The 12892-nt window shown below is 50.6% G+C and carries 11 protein-coding genes and 1 pseudogene; 5 read left to right on the plus strand and 7 right to left on the minus strand.

The features are described 5' to 3' along the window. Nucleotides 1-1159: 1159 nt before the first annotated feature. From BMX66_RS12720 to BMX66_RS12730, 4 genes are all read right to left on the minus strand, one after another. On the minus strand, nucleotides 1160-2158 hold the full coding sequence (locus BMX66_RS12720; RefSeq protein ID WP_090882763.1) for a PstS family phosphate ABC transporter substrate-binding protein: 999 nt from the start codon (nucleotides 2156-2158) through the stop codon (nucleotides 1160-1162). 455 nt (nucleotides 2159-2613) lie between these two features. Then, nucleotides 2614-3861: an MFS transporter gene (locus tag BMX66_RS12725; RefSeq protein ID WP_199679324.1), complete on the minus strand. Its 1248-nt coding sequence runs from the start codon at nucleotides 3859-3861 to the stop codon at nucleotides 2614-2616. Between the two features lie 58 nt (nucleotides 3862-3919). After that, nucleotides 3920-4054 carry a hypothetical protein gene (locus tag BMX66_RS16060; protein ID WP_255398949.1) on the minus strand — a complete coding sequence of 45 codons (135 nt, stop codon included), beginning with the start codon at nucleotides 4052-4054 and terminating at the stop codon, nucleotides 3920-3922. A 489-nt stretch (nucleotides 4055-4543) separates the two neighbouring features. Then, nucleotides 4544-5650, minus strand: a complete 1107-nt coding sequence (locus tag BMX66_RS12730; protein ID WP_090882767.1) for a sulfate ABC transporter substrate-binding protein — start codon at nucleotides 5648-5650, stop codon at nucleotides 4544-4546. A 630-nt stretch (nucleotides 5651-6280) separates the two neighbouring features. Between BMX66_RS12730 and BMX66_RS15710 the strand changes: the two are divergent. Next, nucleotides 6281-6474, plus strand: a pseudogene (locus BMX66_RS15710) (transposase); the annotation flags it as partial. Between the two features lie 140 nt (nucleotides 6475-6614). Next, entirely contained in the window at nucleotides 6615-7079 is a 465-nt protein-coding gene (locus BMX66_RS12740) for a hypothetical protein (RefSeq protein WP_090882769.1), read from the plus strand. Nucleotides 7080-7305: 226 nt separating this feature from the next. Here the strand turns inward: BMX66_RS12740 and BMX66_RS16065 are convergent, their stop codons facing one another. The 3 genes from BMX66_RS16065 to BMX66_RS12750 form a co-directional block, all read right to left on the minus strand. Then, nucleotides 7306-7437 carry a hypothetical protein gene (locus tag BMX66_RS16065; RefSeq protein ID WP_255398950.1) on the minus strand — a complete coding sequence of 44 codons (132 nt, stop codon included), beginning with the start codon at nucleotides 7435-7437 and terminating at the stop codon, nucleotides 7306-7308. 13 nt (nucleotides 7438-7450) lie between these two features. Then, nucleotides 7451-7909, minus strand: coding sequence for a bactofilin family protein (locus BMX66_RS12745; protein WP_090882771.1), 459 nt, complete (start codon nucleotides 7907-7909; stop codon nucleotides 7451-7453). Nucleotides 7910-8375: 466 nt separating this feature from the next. After that, nucleotides 8376-8885, minus strand: coding sequence for a hypothetical protein (locus BMX66_RS12750; RefSeq protein WP_090882773.1), 510 nt, complete (start codon nucleotides 8883-8885; stop codon nucleotides 8376-8378). 347 nt (nucleotides 8886-9232) lie between these two features. On the opposite strand from BMX66_RS12750, the gene BMX66_RS12755 reads away from it, so the two are divergent. The 3 genes from BMX66_RS12755 to BMX66_RS12765 all read left to right on the plus strand — a co-directional run. Next, a complete protein-coding gene (locus tag BMX66_RS12755) occupies nucleotides 9233-9526 on the plus strand; it encodes a helix-turn-helix domain-containing protein (protein ID WP_090882775.1) in 294 nt (97 codons plus the stop codon). A 443-nt stretch (nucleotides 9527-9969) separates the two neighbouring features. Further along, nucleotides 9970-10191, plus strand: coding sequence for a hypothetical protein (locus BMX66_RS12760; protein ID WP_143058237.1), 222 nt, complete (start codon nucleotides 9970-9972; stop codon nucleotides 10189-10191). A 296-nt stretch (nucleotides 10192-10487) separates the two neighbouring features. Beyond that, nucleotides 10488-12892: sensor domain-containing diguanylate cyclase (locus BMX66_RS12765; protein WP_090882779.1), on the plus strand; the 2405-nt coding region annotated here is incomplete at its 3' end.

The following is a 12892-nucleotide window of genomic DNA, read 5'->3' on the forward strand; positions in this document are numbered from 1 at the left end:
TGACTGATCCGACGAATACGTAAGGCAAAGCCTCCAACCTGCTATAGATGGAAACCGAGCTTTACCTTTTCGCATGATAGGCCGCCTGCTTACAGAATTTAAAAGTAACTGAAGGCAACTTTCCCCAAGTGCTGCCGTGCTACTGAATGTTTGCCGATGGATTTTTACGGAATTGAGGAGACGAACACTTAGAGCCGACCGTTTTCGGACGGAGCTTCAGGCAAGAATTCGAATCTATAAGATCCATAGGCGCCATACCGATGCTAGGCCCTTCGTCATTTGCCCAAAACACTTTTTTCTCGGGCCATTCGACCAGTACCTCCTCATACACGTATGGGACTTGTGACCAGTAACACAGAAAAGTCGCGAAACCTTTTCGCTCTACGCTGCCGGCTTTATTTCGTATGTACAGGACGTATTTTTTAAGCTCTTCTGGATTGAACGTAAATTGGCGCTTGTTCACCGCCTCCTCCACTGGAATAGACATAGAAGTTGACGTGCCTGGTCAAGGTCAAACCAGTTGCCCAGGCAGTTTTGGTTCCAGCCCCCGCTACCCCCGCTATTAGGGTGGCGGGTTGGCATCAGTAGAGTGAGAAGAAGGGTTAATAGGGGCAATGCCTACGCTAGGCCCTGTGCTATTCTCCCATAGCACTACGGATTCTGGAAAACCAACGAGTTCTTCTCCGTGCACATAGGGAGATAAAGAACCATAGGTTTTTCGCGAATCGTAAGGTAGATTAGAAATAACGTTATTCATGCGCTCGATATAGCCCTCGTTAGTCCGTATATACACAGCGTATTCGAACATTGTTCACTCCTGTTCTGATGAGATTCGGTTCGACATCGTACTGTATATTTATTACGAAATTTTTAAGGGCTTGGGAGATAGCTCATGGGAGGCGGCTGCAGTGATTCCCAGGAACAAGTCTTCGGCGAAGGGTTGTACAAGAACATCTGACGGAAAGGAGGTGTGGAACGATAAACTCACAACACTGAACAGTTGAATTTGATCCGGCGCATCGCGCTGCTCGAATCGGGTAACTGTCAGATGAGGTCGCAACTGCTACAGCTCAGCCGTAAATATTATATCGGTGTAAGGTTTAACGGCTTAAATAGCAGTAGTTATAATGCAGTCTGCCACCTCATCTTTTTTGTCGTACTATAGGCTGGCCTCACGTTTGAGCAATTCATCGATCTTGAGCCCCACCGCCGGTTGGCCGCTAAATACTGTGCCAAGCTTCTTCTTGTTTAGGTGCTCCAGATTGGTGGTGTAAGCTTGAGCAGGCAGCGGAAAGTATTTAACTTCTTTTACCAGAGCTGGTCCTTTTTGCATATAAAACTCAACAAACTCCTTGACTCCGGGTTTTTCTGCCGCCTTGATATTCACGTAAATAAAAATCGGGCGTGATAATGGCTGGTAGCTTCCATCCTCCACCGTTTTAATGGATGGGATAATACCGCCCTGGCCCCCATCAACAGCGAGCGCTTTAACCTTTTTCTGATTTTCAGAGTAGTAAGCGAAGCCAAAAAAACCGAGCCCGTTTTTATTGCTCGCCACCCCCTGTACCAGCACGTTGTCGTCTTCGGAAGCGGTGAAATCCCCCCGACTCGATTTGGCCTTTCCGACGATTGCTTCCGTAAAGTAGTCAAAGGTGCCCGAGTCCGCGCCTGGGCCGTAAAGGTTTATCGGATCATCAGGCCATGCCGCGTTTACCTGATTCCACCTGGTTATTTTCCCCTGGGCGTCGGGCTCCCAAATCTTTTTTAATTCTGCAACGGTAATGGCTTTAACCCAATCATTTCTTGGATTCACCACAACCGTCAATGCATCATACGCCACTGGCATTTCAACGTATTGCACCCCGGCAGTTTTACAACTGTCCATTTCTTTTTTCGAGATGGGGCGCGAAGCGTTGGCGATATCGATTTCACCGCGGCAAAATTTCTTGAAGCCGCCGCCGGTGCCTGAAATGCCAACTGTGACTTTAACGGCACCCCTGTTGTCTATTTGAAAATCTTCCGCCACTGCTTCGGTAATGGGATAAACAGTGCTGGAACCGTCAATTTTTACAATTGGCTCAGCATTCGCAACGCTGACACCTCCAAGCAGTCCACCCAATACCACTACTACTATCTCAATACCCAGCAATTTCAGCATTTCGTTCTCCGCAAGATGGATCAGGAGACGCTTTCCGGTGACATCCCTGCTCTGGCTATTAACTCGAACTCCGTCAGTACACCAGCCTAGCGCCCTGCATTAAGTTATTGGTATAAGTATTTTTGCCTTTTTTGGACAATTACGAAAATAGAGAGGGTTTAACGCAAACCTGGTATTTTCATCTGATTGTTTCGTCTTCTTAGGAAGACCATTGGGAGAATACTGCCCAGTCATGTCGATATCATTTCAGTTTTGTGGCCGTTTTATGACACTCGGAATTTGGCTATAAACGAGAGGCAAAGCGGTGGAGGCAATCTCAGGAGAGTTCAAGTCGGCACGACCGGAAGATTGCATGGGCAATGAAACAAGATGATGAGTCTTGGTAATTTGATGGTTTTGTTCCTATCCTTTCATGAAGGACGACTTGCCTTTACCGTCATCTAAAACGGATTTTTCTATTCTCGATCCCGCGGAACATTCAGGCGTCTGAAGAATATCAACAAGGCCATATCATAGGCAATCTTCAAAGCTCCACAAGCAATCAAAGGTGCGCTCAACAATCCGCTGGCCAGCAAGGCCCCGGTGAAGGTTGGGCTCGCTATCGAAGCAAGGCTGCGGGATACCGCGGTGAAGCTTGCAGCGGCAGTTCGCTCCGCCGGGGTGACCACAGCCATTACATAGGCAGTACGTGTCGGCACGTCCATCTGCGATAATGCACTCCGTAAGAACAGCAGAGCGAGTGCGGCTTCCAGATTTGGGGCAATTGCAGCAAAAATGAGGCACACGTTAGCAGGGATGTGAGTGAAAACCATCGTATTGAGCAGCCCGATCCTGCGGGCGACGACCGGTGCAGCAAGCTGGGATCCGGCCGACAGGAGTCCCGCGCAGAAGAAGAATGTCCCAGCCTGTCCGAGTGACAGTCCAAACCGCTCAAAGAGCCAGAGCGTCAGCAGTGAATTTCCCAGCAATCCCCCAGCAAACGCATCAATGCTGAATAACATGGCAAGCTTGAAAACAATACTGCGTGATGGTCCCAGCGGCTGCGGTAGCGGGGCAGGATGGATCTCGAACGCCGGGAGAGTTCGATAGAGCAGCCAGACCGAACCGCCGAGTAGACCATACAGCACGAACATTGCGCGCAGGCCATCAATTAATGAAAGACCCGACCATGGCACGAGCCAAGCTGGGATCCCCGCGGCTAAGGCGCCCGCGGCGGCGCTCAGTGAGCCAATAAGCGAATAACGAGCGAATAGTATAGTTCTTGCGTTGCCGCTAGCCGCCTGTGCCAGGCGGGCATGCTCCAGCGGCAAAAATACGCTTACATCACCCGAACCCGGACTAAGTGTTCCTACGAATGCGATAACAAACAATGGCCAAAAAGACGAAACGCTCGCGAAGCCAAGGCCGGTAATCGCCATTAAAAAGGCAGCGGACAGCAACAGCCGGCGAGTTGTCCATCTGTAGCCAATCGCACCGAGCGTCAACATGGCCAAGGCTGATCCGGCTAACGTTGCCGTGCTTAAAAAGCCTACGTCCAGTTGATCAAATCCCAGCGCCAGCAGATAAGCGGGCAAAAGCACAGCAACATAGCCATCGCCAAAGGCGCGCAACGCGCGAGCCGCCAGTAATGGAAAAGTGGTTTCATCTGCCCCCGCGGGCATGAGTAACCGGGTAAGTATCCTGCGCCCCACGCCCGTGCTCACTACTTGACCCCCTATCTGCGATCTGTCTATAAAGTAATGCCGATTTTGTCACTCAGGATTATTCGGCGCTACCTTGCGCATCTAACGCCTTTTTAATGTTTTTCTTGCCAGACGACTTGGCGCTCATCTCAATTGCATGCGATTTCCACATGGCAGTGGCTATTAAACCTAAATCCGGCAGTTGATCGCTCATTTTTCAGTTTTGAATTATGATTCAAAAGAATTTTTGTATCACTTGAGCTTCACATTTTTGGTGAGTTCGCTACGGGGCGGATTGCACGGTTTTTGCGGCGCATAGCTACGTTGCAACTCCTTGGAATGGAGCGCCCTGGAGCGTGGCACGCGGGGATTGGGCAGCGCAGGGGATGCTCACGACCGCATACATGGCGCCCGCATCCCGCTGCGGGGTCGCACCTTCCTGCGGAAGGCACTGCTCCGTCCTGCGCGGTCGCACCATTCCGCGTCGTCACGCCTTGCCCTGCACCCCAAAAACCGCACACTCCACCCCGTCCAACTACCGGATTTAGGTTAAAAGTAAAAGTGGATCGGGCTACGTTGTATCGTCAGCCCCTGACGGACAAAGAAAGATTGAGCGCTCCCTTCCCCGCAAGGAGAAAGGAGAGGGGGAATTGAAGGAACCGCCAAAGGGGCGGTGAACCGAAGCCTGTCCGTTCAAAAAAACTCACGCGCATGCTGATCGCGCGCATCGCATTATCTTATAAGCGGCGTTGATAGAGCTATTCATCGAGGCAAAATTCGGAACATCACCGGTGATCTGGTCAAAAACACCGCCCCTGGCAAAATGTATTTTCTGGGCTCTCTGCCAACCACCGGACACCTCGTCAACCGTAAATAAGTCAAGGTGAGGAAACCGGTCCTCGTACCTGGCGGCGACAGAGGGATCGCGGGGACGGTAATAGTGCTTGGCGGCGATATGCTGTGCCTGGGGTGTATGTAGATATTCGATGTATGAAGCCACACCGCGTGCGCCTTTCCCGTTTGCAACCGCATCCGCTACGCTAATAATGGGTTCAGCCACTATTGATATAGACGGGGTAACTATTTCAAACTTATCGTTTCCACTATTCTGAACGATGCGGTGCGCTTCATTTTCCCAAGTGAGAAGTACGTCGCCTATATTGAGAAAGACAAAGGCAGTAGCCAGGTTTCCCGGCTTTTTACCCTCGTAATCCACTGTCTGGGCGTTGGCAAACAATTGGCTGACAAATTCACGTGCGGTTTGTTCACTGCCGCCTGATTGCCTCATTGCATATCCCCAGGCAGCCAGATAATTCCAGCGACCGTTTTCAGAGCGCTTTGGGTTCGGGGTAACTACTTTTATATCAGAACGTACCAGATCGCCCCAGTCCCGCAGTTCCTTCGGGTTGCCTTTCCGTACGAGAAACACGATGGTTGAGGTATAGGCTGAAGGGTAAGAACCAATTCGAAAATCCCGCGCCAAAGGCTCGCGGAGTGCGGGTGCAATAGACTTTTCCTTATCATTCAGCCTGGCTACATCGTAGGACAGCGCGAGGGCCGGAACATCAAGTCCATCGACCGCAATATGCACCGGCTTGCCCAGTTTGCTCCGTGCCTGCTCGACTTTGATATCCAGGCCCGTCCGGGTTTTCCAGTGAGAGGCGAACGCGACATTCAAATCCCCGTATAACCGCCCTGTGGCGCCGAGTGCAGGAAGATCGCCAAAATTATTCAGAGTGGCATAGGCCGCGCCCAGGCTCACCAGCACTATAGATATACCAACAGCAAAACGGGAGCTGTCCAGCAACATTTTTATTTCCTCCAGAGCACTACGGATTCAGGAAAACCAGCGAGTTCTTCTTCGTGCACATAGGCTAAAACACCACAGGTTTTTTGCGGATCGTAAGGTAGATTAGAAATAACGTTATTCATGCGCTCGATATGGTCCTCTTTAGTCCGTATATAAACAGCATATTCAAGCATGGCTCACTCTTGTGCCAATGAGATTCGATTCGCACATCGTACTGTGGATTTATTACAGTATTTTTAAGGGCACTTGGAGGCGGCCCATGGAGACAACTACGTGATCCCTTGGGAGAGGAAGTCTTCAGGAAAGGGAAATGGGGGGATTTAACGCAAGCCTGAGATTTTCATCTAATTATTCTCGCCTTCTCAATAGGAAACAATTGGGAGAATACCGCCCAGTTATGTCTGTATCATTTCCGTTTTGTGACGGTTTTATGACAGCTGGTGAGTTTGGGTATAAACGAGGCGAGTAAGCCGCAGCTCCACCCTGTGGTTCTGGATGGCGAATCGATTTTGGGGGAATCCGGGCTGGCGGGCCAGCTCAAGAAACAATTGGCCGAGCGCATGCTGGGCGCGGAACTGAACCATCACTCACCGCCGAGGCTGTGCAGGCAGCTGGCAACCGCCGCAACGGCACCAGGCCGTGTATCTGGCGTTGGGCATCCGGGCAGACGGCCGCAAGGAAGTGCTGGGATTGTGGATCGAGCAGACCGAGGATGCCAAGTTCTGGCTCAAGGTCTTCAATAAATTAGAAACCGTGGATTGTTCGACATTCTGATCGCCGTAGTCGACGGCCACGGCTTTCCGGAAGCGATCGAGGCGGTCTACCTCCTCCGCCGCGCCATCGTGGACTACCTCAAGAACCGCTATACGACATCCAACTGGCGTGTGTGCCTTTAACCGGGATTGCCCGGCGAGTCTACAGCTATAAAAGCTGTAGGGATCCGTGAACGCTGCTGGGGCTATGCATGAAAGAACTGGCGATGACGCGGATGCGATACGGCTGCCGCAAGATCGGCATTCTGCTCGAGCGTGAAAGCCTCTGTCACAGTATGGGCATGTTGTACCGTATTTATCGGGAGGAAGGCCTTTCGTTAGGCTGTCAGCCGGACGCTGGCAACACATCCAGGTTGCCCGGCGCCCGATTTCATAACTTCTTCAATCTCTCCGGGTTTTCGATATTATCGAAAGCAAGTAAGAACGTGTGCTTCTTCAAACTCTATTTCATCGTGGATTTTCATTCCGTTGAATTCTCGCGCAGAGCTCGGCTGAAAGTCACGTATTCGTCCACGAAAGCGGAAACCGTCCATGACTTGCACAATTTCTACCAACACCAATTCTGTGCCGAGGAGCAAGGACACGTTGTCACCGTGGGTGACAGTATCGTTATAACGGACTCCATAAAGACGTTTTCCAGCATAAATGATGGATGAATGGGCAATACGCTTGGTGAACATCTCGTAGCTCTTCGCTTGTAAGCCTCAAGTAGAAACGGGAATAGGGCAAGCTGCTCTATCCCAACTTGAAACTGGCGATATTGCCCCCTCACGTATATTGGGCAGCGGTGCCACGTGTGCCACTCGTGCTTTAGCTAGCTGTGAGAGTTTACAGGTAGGACAAATTGGGGTCACAACTGCCTGGCGCGACACATTGTTATAGTTAATCTTTTATCAAAATCCCAAATACCTTTGCCAACAATCCCGCCAGGCTTCCCATGCCCTTGTCTACCGGCGCCAGGTATTGCTCAAGGTTCGTCAGGTCACGCATATCCTGATCGCTGTTGAGAGCCAAATTTTTCGATTTTTTATCGTTCGTCCAAATCGCCTGCAAAGTGCAGCCGCGAAGGTGAGGCGCCTTCTGCGGACGATATTAACGTAACTACCTTATTGCTGGGTTGCACTTTATCCAGACGACGGCACACACCATTGACCGTTGCCCCAATATGCATTGCCATATTTTTGTAAGAAACTGCTCCGGAGACCGTGGCTTCGGCTTGCAGTTCAAGATATTCGTGTGAGTGGATAGGCCCAACGACGGTCCCGTTGATAATCGCGTATGAAACTTCGATTTGGCCTTGAACAAAGGCGTCCTTACTCATGATCAGTGTGCTGGGCCTGTCGCCTGAGGCGGTAATATTTCCAGTTACACGGCCATCTATTCGCAATCCTCCCTCAAAGTTGATATCGCCGCGAATTTCGGTATCTGTACCGATAAGTGAATCTATATGGTTTGGCGGTTCATGGAGCTTCTTTTTTCCAAACATATTTTTTTAAGTCCTCTCGTAAAAGAAAGGCATGGCACTGCAGCACTCAATTATGAGTCGCCACAAGCGCCGCAATTGAAGTTTTCTAGAGAGCATTGTTGAGCCTATCGCTCAGACGTCGGTTCGGCTGACGCCTATCCATCTCCCGTCGCTCTTTGATTGGTGAGGGCGAAACTTCCTCTTCTCCGGCAATTAACCAGTCCAGGGGAAGGAAGATTTGAACGCGGTTTAATCAGCTTATTTTTTCAATTAAACAAAGGTTTCATTTTGAAAACCGAAGGATAGTTATGCTTGACTTAAATGTCAACTATCATTTAACTTCATGGGGAAAACGAATTCTGGAATCTTTTTCCTGAATAATTTTGCAGTTCAGGCTTATCGCCCGGGTCTAACAGCGAGAAAAATTTATGGCGCGATAAAAAAACCCCTTATAACGGGTGGGGTAATAATCAGCGCAAGGGGAGGACTACTCGATTGATGGCAGAGGTACGTTCAGCTCTTTGGCCTTGGCCTCGACAGCCCCGGAAGTTCTGCCAAGCTTCAATGCGATTCTCCTGATAGGTACATTCTGGCTGACCATGGCCTCCAGAATGCGAATGTGCTCTGCTGTCCAGGGACCATATGAATTATACGCTCGCTGCCGTCTTTCGCCCTGCCGCCTCTCGCCGGCTCTGCGTTCCGGCTCACGTCGGGCAGCCCCAGGGTGCGCGTTATCATCTCTGCATATCCTGGCTATGATTTGCTCCGCTGTCGATGCTAGAGACGATTGCGATTTCCGGGATACGCAATCCTCCGCAATAATTTGCAGCAACTCAACAAGCTCTCCTCGGCTCTCGGGCGGCAGGATGTTCAAAACACTCTTCAATATTTGATATGACTGCTGAAGTTCCTCGTTCCAAGGATCTAATACATCTTCATCTGGATTTTCTCCATTTGCGAGGCCAACATTCTTGCCAGGTTTCACCTCATCTTCCATAAGAATCCTCCTTTTCAATCAGACACTTTTTAGACAATGCCGATAAGCGGCTGGGTTGCTTTCGAACGTGTGAAAATACAGCGTTCCTCCCATTTTACTGGCCCCTGCCCGGCGGCGTCATCCATTCGTGTGTTTCACGGGCCACCATCTCTTCTCTTCCCCTTCCAACAACTACATCATGTAGCAGTGCGTCTTGCGCGCTTGGGACCAGCGCATCAGTTCAATGCGCCGCTCGTGCTAGTCGTCGTCGTGCTAGACGTCGACATGTTAAACAACTCTTGACATTTATGTAAAGTAAAACTAGTCTTTAAATAGAAAGCGAATTTTATCTATATTAGCATCGAAATATGCATATAGGCATAGGTACCCGTCTTACACAATTACGGCTCAGATATAAGCTTAACCAGAGCCAACTGGGCGAGCTATGCGGTGTTACTAAAGCCGCAGTTTCTCAATGGGAGAAGGAAACCTCCATGCCGGAAATAAGCAAGTTGATTAAACTGCGCTCAAAGCTTTTCTTTTCCCTGGACTGGTTGATTACAGGAGAGGAAGAAGTAATGCTGCGACCAGTGATCGAACGAAGACAATATAACAGGCGTCAATGGAACCGGCGCTTTAGCGACAGGTTCAACATTCTCTGAAGCTGCCCGGTTACCATGATGATGTTGCCTGGATGAGGATTTAAACACGGCATTTCGGAGAGAAGGGTTCTGGCGATTCCCTATCTGCTCAACTGGAAGTTGGAATACTGGCAGGGCTGAGCTGAGTTTCATCGATCTTGGATTTTCCTCCGTTTTTTGTACTGAATCTTTCCGGCGAAACTTTTGTCACCGGTTTAATAGAATATCTCACGCAACCTCGTCGAACTCGACGGCGAGCGTCTCCAGAAACCTGACTGTCATCATATGGAACCCTGCCTGAAGGTCGCATCGGCAACGGCGCGATCAGGTAAAGAGTGCGTCGGCAGGCCGGACCGCCCGCCGAGGCAAGCTTCGGATCCTGTGCAAGCGGCTTGGTTCTGTCATACAGCTCCTGGTCAAAGCTGCGCGGCCCGTTCGATTATCCCGGCCCGATGTAGGCCACAATGGTGAGCAAATCCTCGCGTGCCTTCAGCCGCCCCTCGATGCAGCAAGGAGTCTTTGCCTTCGCCATGGATCAGCTGGTTGGGGATGCCATGTGTGCACAAGGGCTGGAATTCGGCCTCGTAGCCCAAGCCGTCGGTGCAGCTATTCACATGGGCAATAAGGGCGAATGTCCGCTGGTCCTGCACTTGATGCTCATGTGCCTTGCATCCAGATCAAATTAATCCAACGGAGTTTTTCCCTTTTCCGGGGATAGATTGGGGATAGGGTTGTGAGCAAAGATTAATTAATTCAGCCAGAGCATCTCAAGTTTGAGGCGCAACTGACGTAATTAGGCTATTGCAAACTGGAAAACTGCCATGGATCCATGTTCCGCCTCCTAAATCTGCTTCTCGCCGGCTCGGCTGGTTACGTGAGCAGGTTTTTGCACATTGTACTGGAGGCGATCGCTATTTCAGAAGTCTCGCATAAGCTAAAGTAGATAGGCCGCGATACGATAGAGGTTCGCGGCGTTTTGGGGATGGAGACAGAAATCTACAAACGTGCTTTTCCTGCCGAACACACCCTCTCTCGGCGGGCTGTCGCCGCTCTAACGTTTACGATTTTTATATCACTTACCCTGGTGAGTGGGCTTTTCGTCCACAATTTACAGGAGCGGAATGAAAATGCTCGATTCGATAAGGTGGCAGCAGAGGCTATCCAAAAGATCGAGCACCACTTTTCGGCATATGAACAGGTGTTGAAAGTGGGGCGGGGGCACCTGCTTGCCTCCAACTTCGTTTCACGGGATGGATGGCGCACATATGTGAATGCGCTGCGGATAAATGAGAGATATCCGGGCATTCACGGTATCGGTTTCGCCAAATATATCCCACCTTCAGAGCTTGCTGCTCACATTGAAGAAGTGCGCGCGGAAGGATTCCCTGACTATAGAGTCTGGCCGGAAAACTCGCGCCAGGAGTACACCTCGATCGTCTATCTTGAACCCTTTTCGGGAAGCAACCTGCGCGCGCTTGGGTACGACATGTTCTCGGACCCCGCGCGACGCACCGCCATGTCCCGCGCGCGCGATACTGGGGAAGCCGCACTCTCGGCAAAGCTGGAGCTCGTCCAGGAAACCGGCGAAGATATCCAGGCCGGCGTTCTTATGTATGTCCCATACTACGGGGTCGAAGACCTGCCGGGAACGTTGGAAGAGAGGCGCGTATCGCTTGTTGGCTATGTATATGCGCCGTTCAGAATGGGGGATTTCGTACGAGCCACCCTTCGCACCGAGCTTGATATTCTGAATTTGAGAATATTTGATGGCGAGGCATTGGAAGAAAATTCTCTTCTTTTCGACAGCGGAAAACATCGGCCTGGGCCGCCGCCCGCACCTGAATTTAAACGAGTCATACCTCTATCCGTGTATGGGCAGACTTGGGCAATCGAAGTGTCTTCACGTCCTGCATTTGAAGAAGCGACAGAAAGTTACGGGGCGTTTCTCGTTCTGCTAGGCGGAATTCTGCTCAGTATTTTGACCACCATGGTTGCTTTTGTCCTTTCTGAGAACAAAGAGAAGGCTGCGGCACTAGGGCGTATAAATAAAAAACTGCTATTGGCAATGGAGGAGCAGAAGTCAACAACACTGGAGCTTCTGAATTCGAAGATTCGAACAGAGAGGATTCTGGAAAGTATTGCCGATGCTTTTTACACCTTGAATCGAGAATGGCGCTTCACTTATGTAAACAAGGAAGCGGAAAATCTGCTACGGCGCGACCGCAACGATCTCCTGGGCAAAGTGATCTGGGAAGAACTTGAGGAGACAAAAGGAACAATATTTGATCGTGAATATCATCAAGCACTCGTGGAAAACGTCGCAGTGACATTTGAAGAGTTCTATATTCCCCTTGGCAAATGGTTTGAGGTACACGCATATCCGTCGGAAGAAGGGCTGGCTATTTATTTTCGCGATATCACCACGCGCAAAGAAGCCGACGCGCGCATTCGCCAACAAGCTTCTCTTCTCGACAAGGCAACGAACGCGATCATTGTTCGTGGAATCGATGATTGTATCCAATTCTGGAACCAGGGTGCCTGGCGGCTTTATGGCTGGATATCCGAAGAGGTAATGGGCAGACCGGTTGGCATGTTATATGACGGTATGACAGCTTTTAATGAAGCAACCAGGTTGCTGCTCGATGCCGGCGAATGGCGGGGCGAAATAAAGCAGCGGCGCAAGGACCAAAGCATGCTGGTCATCGAAGCCCATTGGACTTTGGTTAGAGATGACGAGGGATGCCCATGGTCGGTTTTGGAGATCAATACAGATATTACCCGGCGAAAGAGCGCTGAGAACGAAATCCAGTACTTGGCATTCTATGATTCTTTGACGGGATTACCCAACAGACAACTTCTGCTGGATCGCCTGCGGCAAGCCCTCGCTTCTGGCGCCCGGCACCGGCACACCGGCGCATTGCTGTTCATAGACCTCGATAACTTTAAATTGCTCAATGACACGCTCGGCCACGACTTGGGTGACAGATTGCTACAGCAGGTCGCTCCTCGCCTGATCTCCAGCGTGCGCGACAGCGACACCGTAGCCCGGCTGGGCGGTGACGAGTTTGTGGTGATACTGGCGGCCAACTTTAGCGAAGATCACGACGAAGCCGTTGCTCAGGTAAGAACCATTTGCGAGAGGATTCGCAGCGCGTTCAATCAACCTTTTAGTTTGGACGTATACAAACATCACACCACGCCAAGTATCGGCATCGCGCTATTCAACGATCAGTCGCACACGGCCGACGAACTGCTGAAGCGGGCGGATCTCGCGATGTACCAGGCAAAAGCGTTAGGCCGCAATGCCATGTGCTTTTTCGATCCGGATATGCAAGCAGAAATGAATGCTCGCGCTATTCTGGAATCGGATTTACACAAAAGCTGGGA

The sequence above is a fragment of the Nitrosovibrio sp. Nv6 genome (assembly GCF_900110495.1).
In the GTDB taxonomy this organism is placed as follows: Bacteria; Pseudomonadota; Gammaproteobacteria; order Burkholderiales; family Nitrosomonadaceae; genus Nitrosospira.

Coding starts and splice junctions, on each gene's coding strand:
- BMX66_RS12720 (WP_090882763.1), bottom strand. CDS start 2,158: ATGCTGAAATTGCTGGGTATTGAGATAGTAGTAGTGGTATTGGGTGGA.
- BMX66_RS16060 (WP_255398949.1), bottom strand. CDS start 4,054: ATGAGCGATCAACTGCCGGATTTAGGTTTAATAGCCACTGCCATGTGG.
- BMX66_RS12730 (WP_090882767.1), bottom strand. CDS start 5,650: ATGTTGCTGGACAGCTCCCGTTTTGCTGTTGGTATATCTATAGTGCTG.
- BMX66_RS12740 (WP_090882769.1), top strand. CDS start 6,615: ATGAAAGAACTGGCGATGACGCGGATGCGATACGGCTGCCGCAAGATC.
- BMX66_RS12745 (WP_090882771.1), bottom strand. CDS start 7,909: ATGTTTGGAAAAAAGAAGCTCCATGAACCGCCAAACCATATAGATTCA.
- BMX66_RS12750 (WP_090882773.1), bottom strand. CDS start 8,885: ATGGAAGATGAGGTGAAACCTGGCAAGAATGTTGGCCTCGCAAATGGA.
- BMX66_RS12755 (WP_090882775.1), top strand. CDS start 9,233: ATGCATATAGGCATAGGTACCCGTCTTACACAATTACGGCTCAGATAT.
- BMX66_RS12760 (WP_143058237.1), top strand. CDS start 9,970: ATGGTGAGCAAATCCTCGCGTGCCTTCAGCCGCCCCTCGATGCAGCAA.